Source organism: Hymenobacter cellulosivorans (assembly GCF_022919135.1).
Taxonomy (GTDB): Bacteria; Bacteroidota; Bacteroidia; order Cytophagales; family Hymenobacteraceae; genus Hymenobacter; species Hymenobacter cellulosivorans.
This window is the reverse complement of sequence record NZ_CP095049.1, coordinates 716,734-743,445: the sequence shown is the minus strand read 5'-3', so window position 1 is coordinate 743,445 and position 26,712 is coordinate 716,734. Positions and strand designations below refer to the sequence as shown.

The window sequence follows — 26,712 nt, the reverse complement described above, 5'->3', positions numbered from 1 at the left end:
ACGCCCTTTTTATATGGTTTGGCAAACGACCTAGCGGCGGACTTTGCGCAGGATGAACAGCACCAGCAGCACGACTAGTACGACGCCAATCAGGCCCGTCCACATGCCGGCTTTGAATATGTCACCCACCAGCTCACAGCCGCTGAGCGAGAAAGTCAGAAGAATCAGGAAAACGGGCAGGAAGTAAAAACGGTAGTTTTTCATGGTCAGGGCGAAGAGAGTGTGGTAGAGAAGGCCCGCGGGTCTTGTCGTAATACGTACTGCCCATGTTCTAAAAAGGTTGACTTCGTGGAATTTCCATTCGTCCGGGCAACTGGGCCGGGGCAAAGGCAGGGCCGCTATTGGGTACACCAAGGAGCGTGGGATTTAATATCTTAGCCTTGCCTTTGCTTGTGACTTATACCCATTACGCTTTTCCTGATGACTGCCATTAGACTTATCCTGGCCCTGAGCGGCGTCTTGCTGCCTGCCGCGGCCTACGCGCAAACGACTACCATGCCCGACGCCGCACCGGCCGCTGTGAAGTACGACCGGCTACCGGAGTATATCGGGGGCAGCGAAAAGATGCTGCAAGACCTAGGTCGCAATACGCGCTACGCGGCGGCGGCCCTGCGCGCCCGGGCCGAAGGCAAGGTCAACGTCACGTTCATCGTGGACGCCACGGGCTCTGCAACCGACATGCGGGTGCTGGATTCGTCTTCGCCCTTGCTCAATGAGTCGGCCCTGCAGGCGGTGCGGGCCCTGGGCAAGTTTCGGCCGGCTATGCAGGGCGGCCAGGCCGTACCAGCCCCGATGACGATTCCCATTAGCTTCAAGATAATGCAGTCCGGTCCGGCTAAGCCCATAGCCGTGGCCCCGGTAGCGGCCGTGCAGCCCCAGGCCAACACGCTGGTCGGCAGCACCACGGTGGAGAAAATTGCCAGCTTCCGGGACTCGACCTACCAGCTGGCAACCAAGAAGAGTCTGGTGCAGCGGCACTATTTCACGTACGACGTGGCGGGGCAGCCCGCCACCCACCGTGTGGATGTAGTGGAAAACGGTAAAGTAATATCGTCTAATACTTGGCGCTACGAGTACGCCAAAAGCGGGCCGCTGCTGACTAAAATCAACGCGGATGGGCGTCGGCGCTACAGCTTCAGCTATGACAATGCGGGGCAGCTCACCAAAATAACCCAGCAGTACCGGCCCCGGGACAAATGGGAGCTGATGAGTGAAACGCTGCTGGAGCGGCAGCCGGGCCCGGACGGGACCACGCAGCTGGCTTTTTCGCTGAGTACGAAGCGGTACGAGGGCATGAGCAGCTTCGGCCGCACCGACTACACCCTGAATGCGGAGGGCAGCCTGGTGGCTTCCACCGTGCGGGGCTTCAACTACAAGCCGCTGGAAAAGCCCTGGACGTATTCTTTCGAGTACGATTCCAGCCCCAATCCTCTGCACAATCTGTTTCCCTCGGCCGGCTCGCCGTTGGAAGTAGAGGATAGCGGCCTGCACAACCTGATCCGTAAACAGAAGCACGACCAGTCGGCTCGGCCTTCCACCTCTACCTACAGCTACACTTACACGGCCCACGGCAACCCAGTCGAGGGCGTGGGGCGCAACAGCTCCCAGCGGCCCTACCGCTACCTGACGTACCGCTACGCCAACATAACGGTGCCGGCCGCTCGCAGCGGAGCCGCCACGTCTGCTACGGGCCTCACGGTGTTTCCGAACCCGGCTTCCTCCAAAACCACGGTGACGGCCAAGGGCATCGGGCGGGGCGAGGCCACGCTGCGGTTGTACGACGCCACCGGGCAGCTGCAGCGGCAGGCCTCCTTTGCCACCACCTCCGCCGAGCAGGCCGAAACCATCTTGTCGGTAAGTGGCCTGGCCAGCGGTGTGTACACGGTGGAAATAGCCGGGCCCGCCGCCACGGCCTCCGGCAAGCTGCTGGTGCCGTAATGCCCAACAGGTGTTGCAAGCCAAAAAAGCCCCGCCGGATAATCCGGCGGGGCTTTTTGTAGTGTGGGTTCCCGGCTTATTTGCTCTTAACGAAGCGCCGCAGAATCTGCTGCTGGTCGGCAGTCGTGACCTGCAGGGTGTAGATGCCCGCCGGTAGCTGGGCGGTTTCCACAGTCTGGCCGCTTACAGTGCCGCTGCTCATCGTGCGGCCGCTGACGTCCAGGATGCGGTACTGGCTACCGGCCATATCCAGCGAGGCACTCAGATAGAGCTGGTCTACTACCGGGTTGGGATAAAGCTGCAGGACTTCCGGGTTGCTCTTGGCCGAGGCAGCCAGCGTGGTGCGGGCTGCGCTGTTGACCTTGGTGATGCGGACCCAGTTGATGTTCCAGCCGCCCGACTGGGCAAAGACGCCAAAGTTGTAAGTACCCGCGTTGATGGTCACCGTTTTCGACACGGTGGTCCAGTTCTGCCAGCCGCCGGTACCGGGGATGGTCGTGTTGCCGAATTGCGTAGTACCGGCGTTGAGGTCGGAAGAAATGGTGCCACCCGCCCCGCCGCTGGCTACGCGGTACTCAATCAGGTACTGGCCGGTGGTGGGGAAATTGATGCCGTTCCAAACTAGGTAGTCGCCGGCGTCTACGTAGCCCATATTCTGGCCGCCGCCCGTATCCGTGGTGGTTTCTACCGTCATACCGTTGTTCACGTTGGCCGCTTCGGCCTGCAAGGTTATGCTAAACGTGGAGGACGTAGTGGTGCGCACCCGCAGCGAAGTCGCCTTGTCGTTCCAGTTGCCGGTGCCCAGCGGGTTGTTTACCAAGCAGCCGTTACCAGCACTGCCCACCGTGAGCGTGCCGCCGGTGAAGTTGTCGTTTTCGTAGAGCACTACCTCGTAGCCGCTGTTCACCTTCAGCGAGGATACGTCGTTGTCGAGAATGCCCCGGCTTTGCAGGGCGGCCAGATTGTAGTCGCCCACGGGCAGGGCTACGGCCGTGCCGGTGTAGTTGCAGTCCTTGTACATGGTAGCTACGCCCGTAGCCGGAGGCGGTGGAGTAGAACCAGCGAAGCCGCCGAAAGTAGCTACAACCTTAGTCGGCTGGGGCGTGTGCAAGCTCGACGATTGGTCGTTCACATCGTCGTAGGCGAAGCCGTAGTTCAGGTTATCCACGCTGATGCCGCCCTGGTGCCAGAAGCGGGCGTAGTGGTTGGTTGGGTCAGCCAGGTAGTACTGCCCGGCATTGTACCAGTTCTGCTGGCCGGGGTTGGGCGTGGTCGTATTCACCACGTGCCGGTTGATGGCCGCGCATAGCTGCGACTGTATTACCAGGTCGAGGTCCCCATCGCCTACACGCTGGTCGAGGACGCCCTTGCCTTCTAGTACTTCCTGCGTCGTGGGCTTGCGCGCCACGATGCCCGTGCGGCCCGCGAAGCCGCCCGACTGGCCTACCACCGTGAGCCGGCCACCACTGATGCGGCCCTTGAACACGCCCGCGTCGCCGGCATAGAAAATTAGGTCTTCGTTGACGTACTTGTTCCAGATGGCGTCGATGTAAGCGCCGAAGTAGTTGGACTGAGCCCCGCCAGCCTGAAACGCCGGCGACTTACCGGGGCAGGTAATGGTGCCGGCCGAGGTATTGAGCAGGCTCTGAAATGCTGAGGGCGCAAAGCTCTGGTAGGCAGCTAGGATGTCGGCGTGGCTTTTCAGCTCACCGGCGCGCTTGTAGTAGCCGTTGCCCCACAGCTCCAGCCCCATCGGGTAGTGGTAGGAGTCTACGCGGGTGTGGTTGCCGAAGAAGCCGTACTGGTTGTTAGTCAGCTCGATAAACTCGTAGCGGATGCCTTTGTTCGGGTCGTTAGGGTTCTGAAAATCGGGGGCGGCGTAGCCCGAAGGTGCGCCCGATGCACCGAAGAAGTACAGATACAGCTGCTGGCCCTGGGCAATGAAAACCCGGCAGCCAGCAATGTAGGGCAGGGTAAAGGTTTTGTTCGGGATGTTGCTCAAGCGGGTGAAGCAGGCCGCGTACTTGGAGTTCTGCCCCGGCCCGGTGTTGCCGTTGTAGGTTGGTCCGGTTACAGTATTGTACGAGGCCGACATGGGCAATACCTGCCCGTTGGCCGCGTTGATCCAGAGGTGGTTGCCGGCCGCGTCTTTGCCGACGATGGCCACGTAGAGGTCCGAATCCGGGAAAGGAGAGTTGTTGGCGATGGTAAACGGAATGCTGCCCTGGGCCCAGCTGGTGGCCGAAAAGAGCAGGGTGCTGAGCAAAACCAACAGGCTTCGCCACGCGGTACGCGTACGGGTTTTCATGAAGTTTGGGATTAGAGTGGGAATTGGTAGGGGCAGGGCAACGGCTACTGGCTTCCCCAGAAACTGGGTAGCGCAACAGGCCGGAAAAAGAGCAAAGCGGCGGCTCCGACGGAAGCCACGAGTACAGGTAAAATCGACTGCGCCGCTGCTGGTGTGATTTAAATATAGTAGGCCTTTTTCAAGAAAAGCAAGGACTGTACTTGGCTGAGAAGAGTGAAGCAGGGTTGATATTACGCTTACGTCGCACGGTTGCCAGGGCTACTGCACACACAGAGGTTCGTAGGGAGCAAGATTAGCCCGGCTATTATAAGGGTGGTGGTTTTTTAGCGATTCACTTAAAAAACAAGTAATAAATAGGATGATTAAGCAAAGTTTTTTAAAAATTTTTCATTGAACAGGGATGATTACTCTGCTTGTATCCGCTTCGTTACTCAATCATGGAACAGTTGTCGGCTTCTTGGGAAGAAGGTGAATTTCGCCTATGCTATGAAATAGAACTCCGGCCTTAAAAACAAAGCCCTGCCTTACACTCCTTAAAAACAAAGCCCTGCCTTACACTTGGTAAGACAGGGCTTCAGTATTAAAGAAGAAGCAGGGCTACTTAGCGGCAGCCTCCACAATGCTGATGGCGTAGCCACCACCGGGCGCGCAATACTGGGTCAGCTTGGTTTTGCTCGTCACGCTCTGCTTGCGGATGGCGTAAGCCTGCGGATTTTTCTCGTAGTGAGCATCCTTGGCATCGGCATAGATAGTAGCCACGTACTTCTTGCCGGGCTCCAGGAAGCTCAGGTTGATTTTCGAGGTCCGGCCGTTTTCGTCGTTGGTGCTGCCCACAAACCAGCTGCTCTTGCCCTTGGCTTTGCGGGCGTAGGTGATATAGTCCCCGGGCTCGGCTTCCAGCACTTCGGTAGCATCCCAGTCCACAGCCACGTCCTTGATGAACTGGAAGGCGTCGAGGTGCTTTTCGTAGGTTTCGGGCAGGTCGGCGGCCATTTGCAGGGGCGAGTACATCGTCACGTACAGGGCCAGCTGCCGGGCCAGGGTAGTATGCACGAAGGAGTTGTTCTGCGGATTATAGGCACTCACCTTGGTCTGAAAAATGCCGGGTGTGTAGTCCATCGGGCCCCCGATAAGGCGGGTAAATGGCAAAATGGTGGTGTGGTCGGCGTTGTTGCCACCAAACGACTCGTACTCGGTGCCGCGGGCGGCTTCGTTGCCAATCAGGTTGGGGTAGGTGCGCGCCAGGCCGGTGGGCCGCACGGCCTCGTGCCCGTTCACCATGATCTTATGTTCGGCGGCCTTTTCCAGTACGTACTGGTAGTGGTTGTTTACCCACTGGTCGTAGTGGTGGTGGCCCAGGGGCACGATGTCGCCTACGTAACCGGTTTTCACGGCCGTGTAGCCGTACTTGTTCATAAACTGGAAGGCCGTGTCCAGGTGCCGCTCGTAGTTGCGCACCGAGCCCGAGGTTTCGTGGTGCATGATGATACGCACCCCTTTGCTCTGGGCGTAGCGGTTCAGTTCCTGCACGTCGAAGTCGGGGTAGGGCGTCACGAAGTCGAACACGTAGTCCTTGTGCTTGCCAAACCAGTCTTCCCAGCCCGTGTTCCAGCCTTCTACCAGCACCGCGTCGAAACCGTGCTGGGCGGCAAAGTCGATGTAGCGCTTCACGTTGGCGTTGGTGGCGCCGTGGGTGCCGTTGGGCTTTACTTTCGAGTAGTCCAGGGCGTCGAGCTTGATATTTTCCTGGTTGGTGTACGACCAGGTGCTCTTGCCCGTAATCATCTCCCACCACACGCCCACGTACTTCACGGGCTTAATCCAGGAGGTGTCCTTGATTTTGCTCGGCTCGTTGAGGTTCAGCACCAGCTTGCTCTGCAGGATGTCGGCGGCTTTGTCACTTACAATGATGGTGCGCCAGGGCGAGACGCAGGGCGTCTGCAACTCGCCCTTGTTGCCAGCGGCATCCGGCGTCAGGTGCGACTCGAGCACCATGTTCTTGTCGTCAAGCTCCAGGTGCATACAGGAGTAGTCGACCAGGGCCGCTTCGTGAATGTTGATGTAGAGCCCGTCTTTGCTCTTAAGCATCAGCGGCGTTTGCACCCCGGTGGGGGAGAAAGGCGTCTGGGAAGCGTTGGGCGTGGTGGCCGCCTTCATCTTGCTGCGTATTTCCGAAAGGTTCGACGTGACGGTGCTGTACTCCTGGGTGTCGTAGTCGCCGGGCAGCCAGAAGGCCTTATGGTCGCCGGCCAGGGCAAACTGCGACTTTTCCTCTTTCACCACGAAGTAGTCGAGCTTGGGCTGGAGCGGAAACTCGTAGCGGAAGCCCAAGCCGTCGTCGAATACGCGAAAGTGCAGGATCACCGTGCGGCTGGTGGCAGCCTGCTGCAGGTTCACGGTCAGCTCGTTGTAGTGGTTGCGGATGCTCTTGGTTTCGCCCCACACCGGCTGCCAGGTTTCGTCGAACGTGGTCTGCTTCGAATCGGCCACAGTGAAGCCGCTGGTCAGGGCTGGAGCGTTTTTAAGCTCCAGACCGAGTTTACTGGTCTTGATTACCGGCCGGCCCTTGTAGGTTAGGGCGTAGGTCGGAACCCCGTCGCTCTGCAGCGCGAAGGTGAGGACCATTTGCTGGTTGGGCGACTTCATTTCCTCGGCCCGGGCGCTGGCCTGCAGCAGGCCCAGCAGCACGAGCGTGGTCGTCAGAACCCGGAAGGAAAAGGCCGCCGAACAGCGGATGTTGTATTTCATAGGGTGGGAGGTAGGCGTTAGAATTTCAGTGATTTGCAGAGCAAAACAATGAAAAAATTACGCAACTAATTTAACCCGCCCCGAAACTCTTCCTATCCGTCGGTTTATCAGCCGGTTTGATTGGGGAAGTACGCCGCTCAGCGCTACGGCCGCACCACGGTGGCTAGCTTTACCACGCTCAGAACTGGTTTGTTTACCGTCAGCAGTTTCGTTTACCCAGGCCCCGGCAATTCCAGCACCACCACGTTGTTGCGGCCTTAGCCATGCGCAGCCGTTGCCCCCACGCCTGCCGGGGTACCCGCAGGTAGTGCATTTCGCCCGAAATCATCTGAAAAGGCTTTCCATCCAGCAGGAAATTATCATCGCCCAGCTCAAACGCGTGCGTTACCGACTGCGCCCATAGTTGGCTCGATATGCCTAGCAACAAGAGTCCCAGTAGCAGTTTCCACATAGCAAATCGAGGTTAGGTATTCAGGCGAGGACAAAAACCTACCGCCCGGTCAGGAGCCCCAAACTATCCGGCTAAGTCAGAATTACACTCCTGAACCCTACTGGGTTTTGTGAAAATTTCGTATACTTAGATTATAGTGGTATTAAATAGGGTTTTGCTGTTGACTTTGAGGATGTCAACTACAGTAGCCAGAGTCGACTTGCTATGAATGTGCTGCGCCGCAATAACGTCCGCGTAATCGGAAACGGGCCCCGAACTCTGCTTTTCGTCAATGGCTTTGGCTGCGACCAAAGTATCTGGCGCTACCTCACGCCCGCCTTTGCCGAGCATTTTACCCTGGTGCTGTTCGACCACGTGGGCGCGGGCTTGTCGGTAGCGGCAGCTTATGATGCGGCTAAGTATTCTTCCCTGGAGGGTTACGCCCAGGATGTGCTGGAAATCTGTGACCACCTGGGTCGGGACGAAATCTACCTGGTGGGCCACTCCGTCGGGGCCATGATTGGTACGCTGGCGGCTATTGCTGCGCCCGAGCGTTTCCGCAAGCTGCTCTTGTTGTGCCCGTCGCCGTGCTACGTCAACGACGCCGAGTATTACGGCGGCTTCGACCGCCCCGACCTGGAGGCCATGCTGGCGTTTATGGAAACCGACTACGTAGGTTGGGCCGATACTTTCGCCCCCTTTATTATGGGCACTCCCGACCGTCCCACACTCACCGCCGAGCTTACTCATAGCTTCTGTCAAACCAACCCCGCCATTGCCCGGCAGTTTGCCCGCGTTACCTTCCTCTCCGATAACCGCCGGGATGTGGGCCGGCTGCGCATTCCCTGCCTGCTGGTGCAGTGCGCCGAAGACCTGGTTGCGCCGCCCGAGGTTGGCGAGTTTCTGTTGGCAGCCATTCCCGATGCGACGCTTGTTACGCTGCCCGTCAGTGGCCACTGCCCGCAGCTAAGTGCTCCTACCCAAACACTCAACGCCCTGGAGGCCTATCTGCCGGGCGGCAGACTATGGGTTAATTGAAAAATAAAGTTTTGAGAAGCAGATCTTTAGATTAATTATTGAGGTTGGTTATAGTAATTGGCAAAAAGAATTTATATTGCAGCACTATATATAATCTATTGTTACTCTCATCTATCCCACAACCCCAACCTACTGACCAGTAGTTTCCTTTTTTTCTGTTGCTGATATCCTGGGCTGCATGAGAGCCTGCTGTGATTTCACGCCCACTGTTCCCCGCGAAGTAGTTGCCCGATAGTTGGCTTTTCGGCCAGCTGTCCACTCATTCGTTTCTTCTATTAAAATAAGATCTATACGGCCTGGCATGCTGGTTATCAGCTGGCCGGAAAGCCCGTTTAGCGCTTAAAATTATCCTGTATATCGTTATTCAGCCCGTTTATATGGCACATAATCTTACCGTTAGTATCGACCAGGACTCCGGCTTCTGTTTTGGAGTTACTTACGCCATTCAGATGGCCGAAGAAATACTAGATGACCAAGACTATCTGTACTGTCTAGGCGACATCGTGCACAACGAAGAAGAAGTGGAGCGGCTCAAGTCTCTGGGTTTACGCATCATCACCTATGACGTTTTTGCCCAGCTGCATAATGAAATGGTACTTATCCGGGCCCACGGCGAGCCACCCAGCACCTACCGCATTGCCCTGAACAATAATCTGACCCTGATTGATGCCTCCTGTCCGGTCGTACTCAAGTTGCAGAACCGCATCAAGGCCAGCTACGACAAACAGAATAAGATCTTTATCTACGGCACCCACGGCCACGCCGAAGTGCAAGGCTTGCTGGGGCAGACCCAGGGCCACGCGGTGGTGTTCGAGAACTTGGAGCAGCTCTTGCAGCACCCACTACCGCAAGAGCTTACGCTCTATAGCCAAACAACCAAAAGTCCCGACAGCTTTTATCGCATCAAGCAGGAACTAGAGGAGCGCGGCTACACAGTACTGGCCAACGACACCATCTGTCGGCAGGTCAGCAACCGCGACAAGGACCTGCGGCACTTTGCTATTCGCTTCGACCACATCATTTTTGTATCGGGCACCAAGAGCAGCAATGGCAAAGCCCTTTACCAGGTCTGCAAGGCGGCCAATCCGAACACACACTTTATATCAAAAGTCGATGAGTTGGATTTATCGTGGTTCGCTCCTGGGCAGTCGGTCGGTATCTGCGGGGCCACTAGCACGCCGATGTGGCTGCTCGAAGATGTGCGCAATGCCTTGGTAGCCGTGCCGGCTATGGCCAGCTAAACCGACAGTTCAACGTCAGATAGTGACCCAGGGGCTTACAAGCTACCGACTATACTTTATACTACTCATTATTGCCTGACAACTACGGGCGAGCTGCTTATCCTTAAAATAACTATATGTGTGCTGCCGTTCGTACTACGCCTGGTGCTTTCCCCAAACAGTATAGGTCAGGGCTGCTGGCGCTGCTGGTACTGGGTGGCCTGAGTGGGTATTATTACCTGCGTAAGCGGTTCGAACCGGCACCAAATCAGCTTACGGTACATAACCTGCCGGCTCAGTGCACCTTCGAGTGGCAGGCCGATACCGATGCTGTTCCGGTGGAGCCTTACGCTTCCCTGCTTGTGCCCGTGCAGCTGCCCGGCTGCCCGCTCACGTGCTATCTGCAGTTCGATACCGGCGCACCTTCTTCTCTGCTCTACGCGCACTCCCTGGGTGCTTTGCAGGCCGCGTATCCTGCTACTGAGCCGGTCCTGCGCGTCCACGATGGCCAGGTGCTTGCTTTCAGCTTTCAGCTAGGTCAAGCCACTTTCTCAGCGGCCCACATCCGAGTACTGCCGTATGGCAAGGAGGAACTGCCCGCCGATAGCACTGAACCCTTCATTATCGGCACGCTGGGTGCCGACGTGCTGGAAAACCACGTCCTCGTGCTCGACTATCCACAACGCCAGTTTCAACTACTGCCTCAATTGCCCCCGGCTCTGGCCCACCAGGCAGTTTTTGCGCCCCTGCGGTTTCGTAAGCGCCGGGTATTGCTGGGTACTGTCCTGCTGGGGCAGCAGCACGAGTTGCTGTTTGATTCAGGGAGCAGCGCCTACGCCTTGATAACCAGTAAAAAGCATTGGAAAAACCTGGTTCAGGCACGAGCGCAAGTCGAGGCCAGTAGCGTGAATTCCTGGGGCCGCTCCCTTACTGCTTATACCGCTCCTACCCAAGCCTCCTTGCAGTTGGAAGCCACAGCGGTGCCCCTGCACAGCGTCACCTACATTCAGGGAATGAAGTGGTGGCAATATATCCTGATGCACGCTTCGGGCATGGATGGTATGCTGGGCAATGAGCCTTTTCGTCGCCACACCATCATTCTGGATGCTGCCGCAGGGCGTTTTGGCCTCATTGAGCAACTACAAGCCGGTTTGGTTGCAAGAGTTGAATATGATTAAAACTTTGAATATCATAAGGTTATGTTTTTAAAAAGTGGCTCAAGAAAAATTTTGCAAAATAAATTGCACCTGTTCTTGTATTTATTGAAATTGTTTCTGCATATTTGAGAGCATTATTATTAGATACGTTAGTTAGAGAATTTTTACAGCACTTATCCATACCATATATGCCCCATTCTCCACAACTCCGTCTGTTTTCCCCGGTACTATAGCATAGCTTGGTACAGTTGCCCCAGTGGATCTACAGGGATTCAGCCTGGAGCCGGAAGACAGTCCGCAGCACCACCATCCTTTTGTGCTGCCTCAATTCTACTTTTTGTTTTTGCCGAGCTACAGCTGCTACGAGTAGCGCCATGACTGTCAATTGCCGCTAGGCAAGTTCACGGTCAGGTGTGTTTTACCTCCTGCAAAAGTTCGTTTATAGCTCTTACGTGAGCTTTTAGAGTACATATTAGTAATACTACCAAGGCTTGCTCTGGTTATCAGAGGTAGCTCTTTACCAGCAGGGAGCTTGTGGCTCACCAGCTGCGCGTTAGGATTAGCTTATTCAACATTAGTGCTATTGACTTCGGGGATTATCTGGCTTTGCTAGCTCGGAAGTTGTATTACTGCAATTGATATAATCATATTATTTATAAAAATGGACAGACTAATAGCTCCCAAAGTTAGAAGCCAGAAAAGTCGGCGGCGGTGGTTGCTTAGCTTGGCTCTGGTGGTGATACTGCTCAGTGGTACAATGGCTTTTCGCTCGTTACTGAAGCCCAGTATCCAGCGTAGCGTTATCCTGACAGCTCCAGTTGAAATAGGAGATGTCGAAGCCTCCTTGACGGCGGCCGGCGTCCTAATTCCTGGTCATGAGGCTGTAATTACCAGTCCTATTCAAAGTACAATTCGGCGGGTGGCTGTGGCAGTTGGAGCGCATTTGGCACCGGGCCAGACTATCCTGGAATTAGACAAAGAAGCTGCCGCCTCAAGCTTGGCTAAGCTGGATGATGAGCAATTGCGGAACCGCAACAAAAACTCCCAGCTGCAGCTTGGCCTGGAGCGCGACCTGAACGACTTGCGCACTCAGGTAGAAGTGCAGGCAGCGAAGGTGCGTAGCCTGCAGTCCAATCTGCGGGATGAGCAGCAACTACTCAAAATCGGTGGTGGCACGGCCGAAACCGTACGCCAAGCCGAGCTCAACTTGAAAGTAGCCCAGCTGGAGGCCGACCGTCTGGCCCGTCAGATTCAGACCCAACAGCGTTCCAACGCCGCCGACGTCCGGGAGCTAGGCTACACCATGGCCATTCAAAATCGCGCTATATCTGAGTTGGCCGGTAAGCTGGCTCAGGCTACCATCAGCGCCCAGGATGGCGGCGTGCTGACCTGGGTAAATGACGACATCGGTGGCTCGGTAGAGCAGGGGGCTCCGCTGGCCCGCGTAGCCGACCTGAGCAGTTTCAAGGTGCGGGCCACTATTTCTGATGCCTATGCCGATGCCCTGCACGTGGGCGACCCGGTAGTGGTGCGCATCAACGGTACTGACCTGCGCGGGACCATCAGCACTATCAGCCCGGCCGTGGACAAAGGCGTAGTTACCTTCTACGCCCAACTGGAGCAGGATCATCACCCCGCACTGCGCTCCAACCTGCGCGTGGATGTATTCGTGGTTACCAAAGGTCACCACAATGTGGTCCGGGTAAAGAACGGTGCCTTCTACCAGGGCGGGCAGGAGCAGGCGGTGTTCGTGGTGAAAGACGGTAAGGCCAGCCAGCGCACCGTGCGGTTTGGCGACAGCAACTTCGACTACGTGCAGATTGTGAGCGGCTTGCGGCAGGGTGAGCAGATCATCGTGTCGGACATGAAGGACCATCTGGATACGCCAGAGTTGAGTATCACCGAATAAGGCCCCACGACCATGAAACTCCGCTTCCTTCCCTTCCTGGCGCTGCTGGGGCTGCCGCTCCATGACCTTACGGCCCAAAATGCCAGCCGCCCTCTGAACCTCGATGAGGTGATTACGCTGGCCCTCAACCACTCGGCTATTGGCAAACAGGCCAATACCGACCGGGAAATCAGCTACTGGCAGTGGCGCGACTACCGCTCTACCTACCGGCCCCAGATTGGCCTGCAAGGCAATTTGCCTAACTACAGCAGCACGATTACCCCCGTAGTGCAGAAAGATGGCGCTATTGAATTCAAATCAGTCAAGAACAATAATTCCAATGTCGGCTTTGCCGTGAAGCAGAATATTGGCCTGACCGGTGGCCAAGTAATCGTGGGGGCTGATGTGTTGCGCTACGATGACTTTATCGGTAAGGCCAAGCGTTACAACAGCCAGCCTTTCACTTTGGGCCTCACACAGCCTATCGGTCAGTTCAACGAACTTCACTGGAACCGCCGCATTGAGCCCCTGCGCTACCAGGAAAGCCAGCGGAAGTATTTAGAGGAGCGGGAAAAGATTGCCCAGCGCACCACTGAATTGTACTTTGACGTGCTGCTGCAACAGGTGAATGCCGAAGTAGCCCGCCAGAATGCCCAGGCCACCGACGAACTGCTGCGCATTGGGCAGGAGCGCTACCGGTTGGGTCGCCTTTCTCAGAGCGACCTGCTACAGCTGGAGCTCAACCTGCTCGATGCCCAGCAGGCCAAAATTCAGGCCCAGCTCAGCGCCCAGAACGCCACCGTAGAGCTGCAGGCCTACACTGGCCTCGCTACGGCTCCCGCGCTGGATGTGCCCACACTGGCTCCACAACCCGTGGTAGCCCCGGAAGTAGCTTTGGAACAAGCCCGGCAGCACCGCAGCGCCATCCTGGCCTTCCAGCGCCGCCTGCTCGAAGCCGAGCGCGACGTGGCCGAAGCCCGCGGCACCACCGGCATGCAAGCTACGCTGTCGGCCAATCTGGGCTACGTCAATCAGGCGCCCGAATTGAATAGTAGCCTACAAGACCTGCGTAATCAGCAGCAAGTCAGGCTGTCCTTCTCGATGCCCCTGCTCGATTGGGGCCACCGGCAGGCTGTGGTCAAAACCGCCAAGCTCACCCGCGAGCAGGTGGAGCATACGGTGAGCCAGGAAGAACGCAGCTTTGCCCAAAGCGTGCTGACCGAAGCCGGGCAGCAGCAGCAGCTGACGGTACAGCTCCGCCTGGCCCAGCACGCCGACTCAGTGGCCCAACGCCGCTACGACATAGCCCGCTCCACCTACCTGCTCGGTCGCATCAGCCTCACCGATCTGAGCCTGGCTACCCAGGCCAAGGACGGCGCCCGCCGCAGCTACATAGCGGCCCTGCGGGCCCGGTGGGTGGCGTATTACCGGCTACGGGCCCTCACGCTCTACGATTTTGAAAAGCAACAGCCCCTGGCGGCTCAGTAGCGCCGGCGGACCTGCCTTGTCTCATTTATCTCTATCCTCTTTACAGCCACTACCATGACTAAGATTGCTGAAGCGCCCGTTCTGCGGCTTATTGACATCGAGAAAATCTACCAGACCAGCACTGTTGAGACTTCGGCGCTCAACTGCGTAAGCCTGAGTATCAACCGCGGCGAGTTTGTGTCCGTGATGGGACCCTCGGGCTGCGGTAAATCCACCCTGTTGAGCCTAATGGGTCTGCTCGACGAGCCCTCCGTAGGCACCGTGGAAGTCAACGGCCGCCCTGTGCGCTCCTATTCCGAGAAGGACCTAGCCAGTCTGCGCAACGAGAAAATCGGCTTTATCTTCCAGAGCTACCACCTGATTAACGACCTCTCAGTAGTGGATAACGTGGAGCTGCCCTTACTTTACCGCTCGGGCATGAGCGCCAAAGACCGCCGTAAGCGCGCCCTGGCCATGCTCGAAAAAGTAGGCTTGGGAGCCCGCACCAGTCATTTTCCGCAGCAGCTTTCGGGCGGGCAGCGCCAGCGTGTGGCCATTGCCCGGGCCCTGGCCGGCGAACCCGAAATCATCCTGGCCGACGAGCCCACCGGCAACCTCGACTCGGTGATGGGCGAGGAAATCATGGACCTGCTGCTGCACCTCAACGAGAAGGAGGGCACCACCATTGTGATGGTAACCCACGACGAGGCCCAGGCCCAGCGCACCAAGCGCCAGATCCGGCTCTTGGATGGCAGCCAGGTAAACTAAAGCCCGCACGCGTTTTAACCTCCTATCCTATGTTGCTCAATTATCTAAAAATAGCCTGGAAGGTGCTGCTGCGGCGGCGGTTTTTCACGTTCATCAGCCTCTTCGGAACCAGCCTGACCCTGATGGTGCTGCTGGTACTCTATGCCATCTTCGACTACACCGTGGGCCCGCACACGCCCGAAACCCAGGTCGACCGGCTGGTATTTATCAACCGGATTCAACTGGTAGCGCAGGAGGGAGGGCAAAGCAACGGCTTTATCGGCTACTCCTTTCTCGACCGCTACGTGCGGCCCATGCGCACCCCGGAGAAGATTTCGCTGAGTGAAGGCAACTACAATAACGTGGAAGCCTACGTGGGCGAAAGCACCCTGAAGCTGGACCGCAAGCTGACCGACAGCGAGTTCTGGCAAGTGCTGAATTTCGACTTCGTCGCCGGCCGGCCTTACACGGCCGCCGAAGTACGGGAAGCGGCCCTAGTGGCTGTTATCAACGAAAGCACTAGTCGCAAATACTTCGGCACCACGACAAACGTCATTGGGCGCACGTTCGAGGCTGGAGCTGTGCACTACCGGGTGGTAGGCCTGGTGCGCGACGTGCCGATTTCACGCTCCAACTCCTACGCCGACTTCTGGGTGCCTCTTACCACGACCAGTGAGGACCTGCGGGACCCGGGCTACATCGGCAACTACCAGGCTATTGCCTTAGCCCGAACCTCTTCCGACGTGGCAACCATTCAACAGGAGTATGAGCGCATCATCAAGCAAGTGCCCTTACCCGACCCCAAAAAGTACAAAGCCGTGCACTCATATGCCCGTACCCTGCTGGCCTCGCTCACGGCCCGCTTCAATAACAACGCCGACGCAGAAGGCGGAGTAGGGCGCATGATGCAGGTTTCGGTGGTAATGGCCCTGCTCTTCATGCTGCTGCCCGCTCTGAACCTGGTCAACGTGAACGTGAGCCGCATGCTGGAACGCTCTTCCGAAATCGGGGTGCGCAAGGCCTTCGGAGCCACTTCCCGCACCCTGGTGACGCAGTTCCTGTTCGAAAACGTCTTCCTGACGCTGCTGGGCGGTCTGCTCGGCCTGGCCTTGGCCGCCGGCGCGCTGATGCTGCTCAACTACAGCCAGTTTATGCCCTACTCCGACTTTGCGCTGAATGCCCGGGTCTTCGGGGCCGGAATTCTGACGTCCCTATTCTTCGGGGCGCTGTCGGGGGCTTACCCAGCCTATAAAATGTCAAAACTGCCTGTCGTGCAGGCGCTAAAAGCAGACTTCAAGGTATGATACGCCACCTCATTACCCTCATTTGGAACCGCCGCCGGGCCAATGGCCTCCTGGTTTCCGAGATATTTCTGGCCTTCATTGCGGTGTTTGCCGTGACCAGCCTGATTATGTACATGCGGCAAAACTACCAGACACCCCTGGGCTTCGAGTACCAGGATGTCTGGCAAATCAACCTCAAGCAGGGCGCCCAAAGTGAACAGCGGTACGCCACTTTGCAGCAAGTAGTGCAGCGCCTCAAAGCCACGCCCGGCGTGACAAGCGTGGCGCGCAGCGGCGAAAACACGCCTTTTTCCTTCAACAATGGTACCGCCAAGCTCGATGCCGGCGAAGGAGCCAACAAGCGCCAGTCGCCCAGCACCGACATCTACTTTGCCGGCCCCGAGCTCCAGAAGGTGCTGGACCTGCAGATTGCTGAAGGCCGGTGGTTTGACCGGCGCGATGAAGCCGCTACCCGCCGCCCCGTGGTCATTACGGAAGCAACCCGGGCTGCTTTGTTTCCTAACGAGTCGCCTATCGGTAAGGTGGTTCGAGGCCTCAAAGAGGAGTGGCAAGTGGTTGGCGTTACCAACTCTTACCGTGCCGGTGGTGAGCTGAGTACGCCCCGACCCGCCATCATGCTCTACGTGAGTCCTAATGATACCGCGGAAGCATTATCGACCTTGCTTGTGCGGGTTGCGCCCGGGTCGGGTGCGGCCCTCAAAAAGCAGATTGGGGAGCAAATCCACTCTACTAGCCCCTCTTGGACGAGTACCATTGTGGCCCTAGGTGAGCAGCGCTTGGCCAAGCTCAAGATGCTGCTGGCATTGCCCGCCATGCTCGGTATCGTCTGCCTATTCCTGACGATGAACGTGGCCCTGGGCATCTTCGGGGTGATGTGGCTCAACATTAGCCGCCGCCGGGTGGAAATAGGCTTGCGGCGAGCCATCGGCGCCAGTGCTGGCTCCATCAGCAGTCAGATCCTGGGCGAAATCCTGATCATCACCACTTTTGGCCTGCTCCTGGGCGTGCTAGCCGTCATTCAGTTCCCGATTTTGGGGGTATTTAGCGTGCCGGCCAGCGTGTACTTCCTGGCAATTGGCCTGGGGTTGGGGCTCATTTACGGCTTAGTAACCTTGTGCGCCGTGTATCCCAGCCAGCTAGCCACCGGCATCCGACCAGCGTTGTCGCTACGGGAAGAGTAACAGCCAAAGTGTGCTCGTTGTATCTTAAGTCGTGGTCGGCAAATGATTGTTTGATGTACTTTAATTTAATAGTATTGACTGTATTTTGGTTGTATTATTAATTAAACAATGAGTAATATTTCAACTGTGTGATTTAAAAAAAATATCAAAAATTTAATTAAAATGCACTTGCTTTTTTAATTAAATGTAGATATGTTTACCACATAGATTATTACGAGAGCATCATTTAGTCCTGGGCCGGTACTGCGCCCACCCGCTGCTACCTCATCATACCGAGCAGCTTACCTCTCCAATACCTGATTACCGAATTACCTGCTGCGCCTTTTCTACCTGGTGCGTAGTGCCGTGGCTAATCCCATGCCTTTCCCCAAATACTATTAAGAGTTGCCCGCTACTGCTTGGCAACACCTGTCGCCAGGCCTGCGCTTCATCCGCTGCCGGTATGTACAGGCAAAGCTCAAACACCAGGCTCCGTTCCCCAGGGCTCCAGTGGCTGCCGCTACGGCTTGGACGCCACACCTAGCAGTGCCATACATCCGCTGCGTTCAGTCTGTTTTATAACCCAAAAATACTTACCGCATTTAGCACTATTCATTGTTTTATCGCTACTAACCCTTTGCCTTATGAACAACGATCAAACCCAACTGCTGGCCAAATTCACCGAGCTGTCGGAAGACGAGAAGTTTGAACTCTTCAGCGTCGAGGAACTTGAAAACCGCTTAGAGATGGCTGCCACCGCTGATACGCTGACAGAAACTGTCATTGACTGCATGTGCTGGGTGGCCTCTTAATCTCCCCTGACTTTTAATCGAATCTTTCATTTTTCCACTTTTTCTAATTCCTTTTTTATGAACAACGATCAAACTCAGTTGCTGTCCAAAATCACCGACCTCTCGGAAGACCAGAAGCTCGAACTCTTCAGCGTGGAAGAGTTGGAGAACCGCCTGGAGCTGGCCGCCGTGGCCGACTCGTTAGTTGATGCTACTGCCAACGGCGTGTGCTGGATCGGCTAAGAACTGTCTGACTTCTTGCTTACCCTTTTCATTTTTCCACTTTTTCTAACTCCTTTTTTTATGAACAACGATCAAACCCAACTGCTGTCCAAAATCACGGATCTGTCGGAAGACCAGAAGCTTGAACTCTTCAGCGTGGAAGAACTCGAAAACCGCTTGGAAATGGCTGCCGCTGCTGAGGCACTGATAGACGCCACCGCCAACGGCGTGTGCTGGATCGGTTAGGTCTTCGCTTACCTTTTCTTTCTTTTCTCCTTTTTTTCACTTCCCTAACTCCTTTTTTTATGAACAACGATCAAACCCAACTGCTGTCTAAGATCACCGACCTCTCGGAAGACCAGAAGCTCGAACTCTTCAGCGTGGAAGAACTCGAAAACCGCTTGGAAATGGCTGCCGCCGCCGAAGCGCTGGTAGACGCCACCGCCAACGGCGTGTGCTGGATCGGCTAGTCTGGCTTGTTACCTGCTTACCCTTTTTTCCTTTCTTCATCTTTTTAACTTCTTGTTTTATGAACAACGCTAACCAAACTCAGCTGCTCGCTAAAATCACGGATCTGTCGGAAGATCAGAAACTCGAACTCTTCAGCGTGGAAGAACTCGAAAACCGTCTGGAGATGGCCGCTGCCGCCGAAGCGCTGGTAGACGCCACCGCTAACGGCGTGTGCTGGATCGGTTAATCTGAGTCACCGGCTGTGGGCTAGACAACTCATGGCCCGCAGCCGGTGAAATGGATACTCCTGAAAAATGCTTAACAGTGAACTGCAACTGCAAAACTGTTAAGCATTTTTTTGGGTATCTGGAAAAGGAATTTTGGGCTGGATAGAATACTATGGAACTGTTTTTTACAATAATTATATGATTGACATTAGTAAAGTGCGATTTTCTCATATGGAAAAAACAACTGAGAATCTGCGCCAATCATTTTTAACTTATTTGGACGACAACGTTTCACTTCCAGGTGGTCTGAAGCATTTGGCTTTTCCTAATTCCTTCTTCGATTCGGAGTATTACTTGACCTTTCCGTATTTGTTCCGGAAAGCGTTTGGGGAACGGAACAGCTTATTTGTCCACCAGGTGTGCGTTTCCGGCTTCTTCTACTTCAAGTACCTGCTGTGCCTGGATGCCATGCACGACAAGGACGATATTTCCGGCAAAGCCAGCGCCGAGCGGGAAAGCCACCTGCTGCTACAGTCCCACATCTACCACGAGGAGTCGATGAAGATTCTCTCGAGGCACTTCGGTAAGAAGGATGCCTTCTGGGTGCTGTGGAACCAGCGCAACTACGAGTTTCTGGCCAGCATTCTGCTCGACAAGGAGTACAACGTGCAGATGAGCTTCGATACCTACACCCGGCTGGCCATCAACAAGTGCGCCTTCTCGAAAGTGGGGGCCGATGCCTATTACGCCAAGAACAACAGCCAAACCGAGCTGCACCGGGCCCTGACCCAGTCGCTCGACTATTTTTCCATTGCCCGCTGCATCCAGGACGACCTGGAAGACTTTAAAAAGGACCTGCAGTACGAGAAAAACAACCTGGGCCACATACTGCTGCAAGCCTGGCTGAAGTCGAACGGCAAAAAGCTGAAAGACTACACGCCGGAGGTGCTGGAGCGGTACTTGTTTACTTCCGAAACCGCCGAGCGGATGATGACACTCTCGAAGAGCTATTATCAGCAGGCCATCGACGAAATCGAGCCCTACCGCAACGAGCTGACGGACTACATCAAAATCATTGACCTGGTCAGAAACAAGATAAATTTCTACAAGGTCAACGTGCAAGCCTACCGGGTTAACAAGCTGCTGGACAAGCTCATCAGCACCACATTCGGTAATCAAACGAGCATCAACGAAGCCATTGCGCGCTCCAAGAAATACATAGAACGGCTGCAAACCGCCGATGGGTCGTGGTTTGAGGTAACGAACATGCAGGGCCTGAGCAACGTCTGGTCGACGGGCTTCGTGGCTTCTTTCCTGGAAAAAGATAATCCCAACCTGGTCAAGGCTACCGAGTTCCTGCTCAGCAACCAGCAAGACCACCTCTGGGGCTACAACACCGACTGGGTTTTCGATTATGACTCGACCACCTGCGTACTGTTTGCTCTGAACAATGCCGCTCAGCCCGTGCAGCCCTACCTGGCACCCTGGTTTGAGGGCCAGACCAGCACCGGTGGCTTCCACACCTACTCCGACACGGCCTTTAACCTGGTAAGCCAACTGGGCCTGAAAAAGACCCAGCTCAACGGCTGGACCAGTTCCCACATCTGCGTCAGCGCCCTGGCGTACTACTTCCTCAACCATCTGGAAGACCGCAGTGGCTTTGAGGAGCAGCGGGCCGCGCTGAAGGCCTACATCCTGGAAAACAAGTCGGAAAAAGGCATCTGGCAGCCCTACTGGTGGACTTCCTACCTGTATCCCACCTGCTTCGTGGTGCAGGGCATGCTGCGCGACGAAGAGGACTTCACGGCTGAAATTGCCCAGGCCCTGGACTACATTATCAGCAAGCAAAACAAGGACGGCAGCTTCTCCTGCGAGATTCTCAAGCAGAAGAGCGTGTTCTACACAGCTATGGTGCTCGACACGCTGGCCGCCTCGCCGGCGCTGTTTGCCAAGTACCAGGCTCCCGCCGCCCGGATGAAAGACTGGCTGCTGGCTAATCAGTACGAGGACGGCGGCTTTACCGGCTCCAACTTCCTGGTGATTCCCAATCCGACGACGCTGAACTGGTACCAGTCCAAAAAGCGCCTGAAAATCAACAAAGCGGGCGGCGGCAACTCCATTACCGGCGAAGTTGCCAACCTGTTTTCTACTGCGGTTTCGCTTCGGGCCCTGCAGCGCTACCACCAATTAGATACCGCCACTTATGGAAATTAGTAAGGAATACGTGCCCCAGCTAGCCGAGCAGTACACCTACGTCCAGTTCGACAAGAACACCTACGTGCTCTGCATCGACGGAATTACGCCCATCAAGCTCAATGTCAACCAGCTGACCAAGAGCCTACTGGAGCAGATTGACGGCAACCGCAACATCGAGGATATCACCTACGCCTTCAACCGCGCCAACGAAGTCAACTTCTCGGTGGAGGATATCGTGACCATCTTCAACAAGCAGCTGGTGGGCTACGGCATCTTCGATACCGATAACCTGGACCGAATCAAGGCCCAGGACGAGTACCTGAAGCTGCGCGTGACGCTGCTGCCGGCCGCAGTAGTTCGAAAGGTCACGCCCTTTCTGACGTTTCTGTTCAACGTCAAGCTGTTTGTGGTCTTGTTCGTCGCCAGCTTACTGTTTCTGGCCGCTAACTTCGCGCTCAACATCGACATCCAGGCCATTTACCACGATTCCAACCCCAAACTGTTGGGCGTATTGATTTCGGTGGTCTACCTGAGCCTGCTGCTGCACGAGTTTGGGCATGCGGCTGCCTGTGAGCGGTTTGGAGCCAACAGCGGGGCCATTGGTTTCGGCTTCTACGCCTTCACGCCCGTGTTCTACGCCGACGTAACCGACACCTGGCGCCTCAAGCGCCACGAGCGCCTGATTGTGGACTTCGGCGGTATCTACATGCAGCTGCTGATGTGCGTGCTGCTGACCGTGGCCTTCTACTTTACCCACGAAAAGTCTCTGCTCTACGTTTCCTTCGTCATCGGCATCTCTATTGCTGCCAATCTCAACCCGTTGCTGCGCTACGACGGCTACTGGGCCCTAAGCGACGCGCTGAACATCTCCAACCTGAAAGGCAAGTCGATGACGGCCCTGGGCAAGTTCTTCGGCATGTGCATCGGCATCAACAAAAACTGGGACCACAGCCGGCGCGCCCTCTTTCTAACGGTCTACGGTTTTGTATCCGCCGGCGCCTTCATTGCCTTTGCCGGATACATGCTGTTTTTCAACCACCACTCCCTGCTTAATTTCCCACTTAATCTGTATTCTTTCCTCCACGGACTGCTATTTGACTTTCAGCAAGTAGATTTTTTGTGGATCAAGACCAACATTGCAAAATTATTTATACCTTTCGTCTTCTACTATATGTTGATTAAGTCGATTATCGGCGGCGTCAAGGATAAATATTTTGCTAACCGGGCTCCGGCCCACCCCGAGGCAGTAGCTGTCGGTGCTTGAGTAAGAAAGTTTTAGGATTATTTTATTAACTATTATGTATTGTACTATATGTATAAGCTTTCCTATTATACCATAATCACGAATCCAATCGATGGTAAGAACAACAGATTGGCTTATTCGACCCGCACTGGGCATGTAGTGCCACTCAGCAGCCTGTGCCACGACTTTTTGCAGAACGGCCTGGCGGGCAGCATCCCAGTACATATTCAGGAAAAACTGATCAAGACCGGCATTCTGGTGCCGGCCGAGGAAGATGAGCTAGCCAGTGTCATCAACGAAAACATCGATTTCGGCGAGACGGAGCAAGGCCAGCTCAACGAAGTAATTCAGCCGAGCGCCATGTGTCAGCTCGGCTGCTATTACTGCGGGCAGCAACATGTAAAAAGCAGCATCTCCGACGAACTGGTTGATAAGCTCGTGGAGCGCATTTACGACAAGTTTGTAAAAGGCGACTACAAGAAAATTTATATCGGCTGGTTTGGAGCCGAGCCTCTGATGGGTCTGCCCCAGATGCGGGCCATCTACCGCCGACTCACTGCCCGTATCGCCGACCCGAGTGTGCATATCGGTGGTAAGATTGTGACCAACGGGCTGAGTTTGAAGGAAAATATCTTTGCCGAGCTGGTGCAGGAACTCCACGTGGATACGTTCGAAATTACTCTGGATGGAGCCGAGGAGTACCACGATAGTCACCGTTTCACGAAGGCGGGCGGACCTTCGTTTAAGATTATTTATCAGAACATTAAGCGCATCGTTTCCAGCGCCGATTACGACCCCGCCAAAACCCGCATGATTATCCGCTGCAATGTGGATATCAACAACGTGGAAGGCGTGGAGCCGCTCATTCGCCTGATTGCCGACGACAACCTGCACCGCCGCATTCACGACCTGTACTTCATCGGGATTTACTCCTGGGGCGGCAACGATGCTCAGACCAAGTCGTTGACTAAGGAGCAGTTTTCGCGCATGAAGCTGCAGTGGGAAATTCTGCAGGTAAAGCTGGGCTATCCTTTCCAAACGGCCCTGCACAAGCGCAAGAAGAATACCTGCATGGCTACCGGCGGCAAAGGCGAGCTATACGACGCCTTCGGCAACATCTTCAATTGCACGGAAGTATCCTATTCTGAGTACTATGAAGACAAAGACTATAAGCTGGGTACTCTGCAGCAGGATACGTTCAAAACGTTTAATAATAAGCCCCACAACGACTGGTACAGCATCGTGCGCGACACGGACAAGTACCCGTGCCATGGCTGCCGGCTGCTGCCTATCTGCGGTGGTAGCTGCCCGAAGTCGTGGGTGGAAGGAATTCCGGCCTGCCCGCCGTATAAGTTTAATATCCGCAAGGAAATTGAGTTTAAGTACTTGCTGGCTACTACTCCCGCAGCCGAGCTGGATGAGGTGCTGACCGCCTTCGAAAACGCCTTCTCGGAAGAGGAGTTCGTGCGCTACAGCTAAGCGCGTCACCCGGCAGAAGTATCTGTCGGGCCCGGACGGCTTCATGACCGGCCCCGATACCTGAATACTACGTTAGTTACTCTTATTATTTTACCATTATTCTATCCTTATGAACACGAAAGCATCCTCGTTCCTGGTAGGCGCCCCTATGCCCATTCCCACGGTTGACCCGTATCCGGCCTACCATAAAGTAAGAAAGGAAAATCCAATTTACCGGGTGTCGCCGACGCAGTGGGTGATTACCGGGTATCAGGATGCCATATCGTTGCTGCAGAATCCGTTGTGCTCCCACTGGGGCCAGGATTCTGAGACGCAGGCTATTTTGTTTTCCGGCAAAAGTGCCGTGGCCAAGACGCTATTCGCTTTTGCGCCCGACAGCGGCCTGCCGTACCGTAAGAACGTGATGCACGCGCTGGCCGGTAAAAACCTGAAGTTCGATGGCAAAGCCATGCAGGAGCAGGCTGATAAGCTGCTGGATAAGCTCGTGGGCAAAGAAGAAATTGACTTTATCCGGGACTACGCCCACCCGCTGACGTTCGAAACTATCAGCCGCATCATTGGTATTCCCGAAGAGGACATTCCGGGACTGAGCGAAACGGTGGCCGAACTGGACGGCATGTATCTGGGCCTGATTTACAACCCCGTGGCGACGGGCGCCGGTGGGTTGTTTCTGAGCTTTCTGCGCGCGTTTATCGAGCAGAAGAAGGCTAATCCCGGCGACGACCTGTGTAGCGCCCTGATTGATGCCTGCCGGCGGGAAGAGGAAGATGAGTCGTTTATTCTGTCGATGCTGATCCTGCTGTTCTACGCGGGCCACGACAACATGATGAACTTCCTGGGCAATGCCATTCTAGCCCTGGACAAGCACCAGGCCGAGCAGGCCACTTTGCGCGAACAGCCAGCCCGGGTGTATGAGTGCGTGGACGAACTGCTGCGCTACGACAGTCCAGTGCAGTTTTTCCTGCTGTTTGCCAAGGGCCCGATTCCGCTGGGCAACAAAACCATTGCTGCCGGTAGCCAGATCCTGATTTGCGTAGGCGCCGCCAATCGGGACCCCAGCGTGTTTACCAACCCCGATGGTCTGGACCTGACCCGCAAGCCGGCTCACCTGAGCTATGGCACGGGCGCTTACCGCTGCATTGGCGCCCGCCTGGCCCACATGCAGGCCGGTACCGCCCTGAGCAAGTTCATTGCCCGCACCACGGCTTACGCACCCGTAAACGGCGGCACTGTTTGGCGCACAGCACCCTACGTGCAACGTGGCCCCTCGTCGGTGAAGCTGCAAGTAACCTGGAATCCTGCCCTGTAGAGCCCAGCGGGCACTTGCCCCTGCTCGACAGAATAGGACTACATCTTACTCCATAGTGTAACCAACACGGGTATGAATTTAAAAAAATCCAGATACGCGCTGCTATCCGGGGCCCTCGACGCGGAGGAAACCCTAACGTCCAAGCGCATACTTTTCTCGACGCGAAAGGGGATGGGCATTACCATTTCCAACTACGTCTGGTCACTGATTCAGGAGGGTAACTTCACGGCTATTCCCGACAATCTGTTCAACGTACTGATGTACCACGAGTTGATTGTGCCCGAGGACGAAGATGAGTTGGAGGAAATAATTACCCGCAACCAGCTGATGGCCCTCGATACAAGTGGTGCCGAGCTGACCGTATACCTAGGCTCGACGGCGGCCTTGGACGAACAGCTCCGGCAAACCCTGACCGACCTGCTAAGCCAACACGCGGCGGCCTCGAAGAAGAAGCTGGTGCTTATTGTAGCCGGTCCTTCGGTGGCCGCGGGCCTGCAGCGGATTCACTGGCTGAGTGCCTTTCTAGACCATGCTCCGCTGGTGGCCAAGCTGCAGAAAGAGTTTCAACTAGTGAGTCTGGGCGCTGGGAATGCCGCTGCCGAGCCGGTGTTTGCCGGGGTGCTCAAGGCCCGCGTGACCAAGGTTTCATTGGTGTTGCCGGTGGAGCAGGCCCACGTGCCGCTAGTGTTTCAGGAGCTGCGGGCCCTGCAGGGCCCCATGGCTGGCCAGCCCACGGCCCCGGTCAATATTCATTTGCTGACGACGAGTGCTACCACGAAAGTAGTGGAGATTGTCAACGAGTTTCAACAGCTCAAGCACGCGCTGGGCGCCGACCTGTATGTGCAGCTATTGCCCCCGGCAGAAGTGGCAGGGGCGGAAGAAGCTGCGCAGCAGGAACTGGCGTGGCTCAACGCGGTTGGGACGCGGAACGTGTGCCTGAACCTGCTGCCGGCCCCGACCAATACCTACTTCCACACCGGGCAGCTGTACCGCGACCGGGCCGAAACGCCAGCCGCCGCGCTGACCCTGGACCACCCTCCGCTGGAGCTGGATACGGCCGAAACCCTGGCCGCCCGCAAGTTCTACGACGCAAGTATCAGCGACTTGCTGCGCGCCAACCAGATCAGCTGCTCGTCGTGTATTTATCTGCCCATGTGCGGTGGCCGGCCCGATAAGAGCAGCACCCACGACCACGACTGCCCGGCTTTCGTGCAGAACTTTATGAAGAAGGTAGAGCTGAAATATAACCTCGTTAGATCCTGATAGTATGGCCACTACCAACAAGCCGGTATCCGCTAAGATGAAGTGGAACCGCAGTCAGCTGATTGAAACCAACACCTATATAAAAGTTTATACCGAGGCTCTAAACCGTATTCTACCTCCTCATGAT

At 55.8% G+C, this 26,712-nt stretch carries 23 protein-coding genes; 19 read left to right on the top strand and 4 right to left on the bottom strand.

Annotated features, from left to right (window positions below; all coding sequences use genetic code 11):
- Nucleotides 1–30: 30 nt before the first annotated feature.
- On the bottom strand, nt 31–204 hold the full coding sequence (locus MUN80_RS03220) for a hypothetical protein (protein ID WP_244719564.1): 174 nt from the start codon (nt 202–204) through the stop codon (nt 31–33).
- Nucleotides 205–420: 216 nt separating this feature from the next.
- On the opposite strand from MUN80_RS03220, the gene MUN80_RS03215 reads away from it, so the two are divergent.
- A complete protein-coding gene (locus MUN80_RS03215) occupies nt 421–1,938 on the top strand; it encodes a TonB family protein (protein WP_244719562.1) in 1,518 nt (505 codons plus the stop codon).
- Nucleotides 1,939–2,014: 76 nt separating this feature from the next.
- Here the strand turns inward: MUN80_RS03215 and MUN80_RS03210 are convergent, their stop codons facing one another.
- The 3 genes from MUN80_RS03210 to MUN80_RS03200 all read right to left on the bottom strand — a co-directional run bounded on the left by MUN80_RS03210 (nt 2,015) and on the right by MUN80_RS03200 (nt 7,445).
- Nucleotides 2,015–4,246 carry a beta-1,3-glucanase family protein gene (locus MUN80_RS03210; RefSeq protein ID WP_244719559.1) on the bottom strand — a complete coding sequence of 744 codons (2,232 nt, stop codon included), beginning with the start codon at nt 4,244–4,246 and terminating at the stop codon, nt 2,015–2,017.
- A 597-nt stretch (nt 4,247–4,843) separates the two neighbouring features.
- Nucleotides 4,844–6,994: a glycoside hydrolase family 97 protein gene (locus tag MUN80_RS03205; RefSeq protein ID WP_375373976.1), complete on the bottom strand. Its 2,151-nt coding sequence runs from the start codon at nt 6,992–6,994 to the stop codon at nt 4,844–4,846.
- A 199-nt stretch (nt 6,995–7,193) separates the two neighbouring features.
- Nucleotides 7,194–7,445: a beta-galactosidase gene (locus MUN80_RS03200; protein ID WP_244719556.1), complete on the bottom strand. Its 252-nt coding sequence runs from the start codon at nt 7,443–7,445 to the stop codon at nt 7,194–7,196.
- A 204-nt stretch (nt 7,446–7,649) separates the two neighbouring features.
- Between MUN80_RS03200 and MUN80_RS03195 the strand changes: the two genes are divergently transcribed.
- The 18 genes from MUN80_RS03195 (at nt 7,650) to MUN80_RS03110 (ending at nt 26,585) form a co-directional block, all read left to right on the top strand.
- Nucleotides 7,650–8,462 carry an alpha/beta fold hydrolase gene (locus MUN80_RS03195; RefSeq protein WP_244719553.1) on the top strand — a complete coding sequence of 271 codons (813 nt, stop codon included), beginning with the start codon at nt 7,650–7,652 and terminating at the stop codon, nt 8,460–8,462.
- Between the two features lie 377 nt (nt 8,463–8,839).
- Nucleotides 8,840–9,703, top strand: coding sequence for a 4-hydroxy-3-methylbut-2-enyl diphosphate reductase (locus tag MUN80_RS03190; RefSeq protein ID WP_244719551.1), 864 nt, complete (start codon nt 8,840–8,842; stop codon nt 9,701–9,703).
- A gap of 116 nt (nt 9,704–9,819) precedes the next feature.
- The gene (locus MUN80_RS03185; protein WP_244719548.1) at nt 9,820–10,860 is read left to right on the top strand and encodes a hypothetical protein; all 1,041 of its coding nucleotides are present in this window, start codon (nt 9,820–9,822) and stop codon (nt 10,858–10,860) included.
- Nucleotides 10,861–11,836: 976 nt separating this feature from the next.
- Nucleotides 11,837–12,748: an efflux RND transporter periplasmic adaptor subunit gene (locus tag MUN80_RS03180; protein ID WP_244719545.1), complete on the top strand. Its 912-nt coding sequence runs from the start codon at nt 11,837–11,839 to the stop codon at nt 12,746–12,748.
- 12 nt (nt 12,749–12,760) lie between these two features.
- Nucleotides 12,761–14,215, top strand: a complete 1,455-nt coding sequence (locus MUN80_RS03175) for a TolC family protein (protein ID WP_244719543.1) — start codon at nt 12,761–12,763, stop codon at nt 14,213–14,215.
- A 54-nt stretch (nt 14,216–14,269) separates the two neighbouring features.
- Nucleotides 14,270–14,962 carry an ABC transporter ATP-binding protein gene (locus tag MUN80_RS03170; RefSeq protein WP_244719540.1) on the top strand — a complete coding sequence of 231 codons (693 nt, stop codon included), beginning with the start codon at nt 14,270–14,272 and terminating at the stop codon, nt 14,960–14,962.
- Between the two features lie 29 nt (nt 14,963–14,991).
- Nucleotides 14,992–16,245: an ABC transporter permease gene (locus MUN80_RS03165; RefSeq protein ID WP_244719538.1), complete on the top strand. Its 1,254-nt coding sequence runs from the start codon at nt 14,992–14,994 to the stop codon at nt 16,243–16,245.
- Complete coding sequence (locus MUN80_RS03160; protein ID WP_244719535.1) at nt 16,242–17,426, top strand: ABC transporter permease; 1,185 nt, start codon at nt 16,242–16,244, stop codon at nt 17,424–17,426. Before MUN80_RS03165 ends, MUN80_RS03160 begins: the two co-directional genes overlap by 4 nt.
- 623 nt (nt 17,427–18,049) lie before the next feature.
- Nucleotides 18,050–18,217, top strand: a complete 168-nt coding sequence (locus MUN80_RS03155) for a hypothetical protein (RefSeq protein WP_244719534.1) — start codon at nt 18,050–18,052, stop codon at nt 18,215–18,217.
- A gap of 57 nt (nt 18,218–18,274) precedes the next feature.
- A complete protein-coding gene (locus tag MUN80_RS03150; protein ID WP_244719531.1) occupies nt 18,275–18,439 on the top strand; it encodes a hypothetical protein in 165 nt (54 codons plus the stop codon).
- 60 nt (nt 18,440–18,499) lie between these two features.
- On the top strand, nt 18,500–18,664 hold the full coding sequence (locus MUN80_RS03145; protein ID WP_244719528.1) for a hypothetical protein: 165 nt from the start codon (nt 18,500–18,502) through the stop codon (nt 18,662–18,664).
- Nucleotides 18,665–18,723: 59 nt separating this feature from the next.
- A complete protein-coding gene (locus tag MUN80_RS03140; RefSeq protein ID WP_244719525.1) occupies nt 18,724–18,888 on the top strand; it encodes a hypothetical protein in 165 nt (54 codons plus the stop codon).
- 59 nt (nt 18,889–18,947) lie between these two features.
- Complete coding sequence (locus MUN80_RS03135; protein ID WP_244719523.1) at nt 18,948–19,115, top strand: hypothetical protein; 168 nt, start codon at nt 18,948–18,950, stop codon at nt 19,113–19,115.
- Nucleotides 19,116–19,512: 397 nt separating this feature from the next.
- Nucleotides 19,513–21,309 carry a prenyltransferase/squalene oxidase repeat-containing protein gene (locus MUN80_RS03130; protein WP_244719520.1) on the top strand — a complete coding sequence of 599 codons (1,797 nt, stop codon included), beginning with the start codon at nt 19,513–19,515 and terminating at the stop codon, nt 21,307–21,309.
- A complete protein-coding gene (locus tag MUN80_RS03125; protein ID WP_244719517.1) occupies nt 21,299–22,555 on the top strand; it encodes a zinc metalloprotease in 1,257 nt (418 codons plus the stop codon). The genes MUN80_RS03130 and MUN80_RS03125 overlap by 11 nt, the downstream gene beginning before the upstream one ends.
- A gap of 48 nt (nt 22,556–22,603) precedes the next feature.
- Nucleotides 22,604–24,013, top strand: a complete 1,410-nt coding sequence (locus MUN80_RS03120) for a radical SAM/SPASM domain-containing protein (protein WP_244719514.1) — start codon at nt 22,604–22,606, stop codon at nt 24,011–24,013.
- Between the two features lie 109 nt (nt 24,014–24,122).
- Nucleotides 24,123–25,322: a cytochrome P450 gene (locus MUN80_RS03115; protein ID WP_244719511.1), complete on the top strand. Its 1,200-nt coding sequence runs from the start codon at nt 24,123–24,125 to the stop codon at nt 25,320–25,322.
- 72 nt (nt 25,323–25,394) lie between these two features.
- Nucleotides 25,395–26,585, top strand: coding sequence for a hypothetical protein (locus tag MUN80_RS03110; protein ID WP_244719508.1), 1,191 nt, complete (start codon nt 25,395–25,397; stop codon nt 26,583–26,585).
- Nucleotides 26,586–26,712 lie beyond the last annotated feature (127 nt).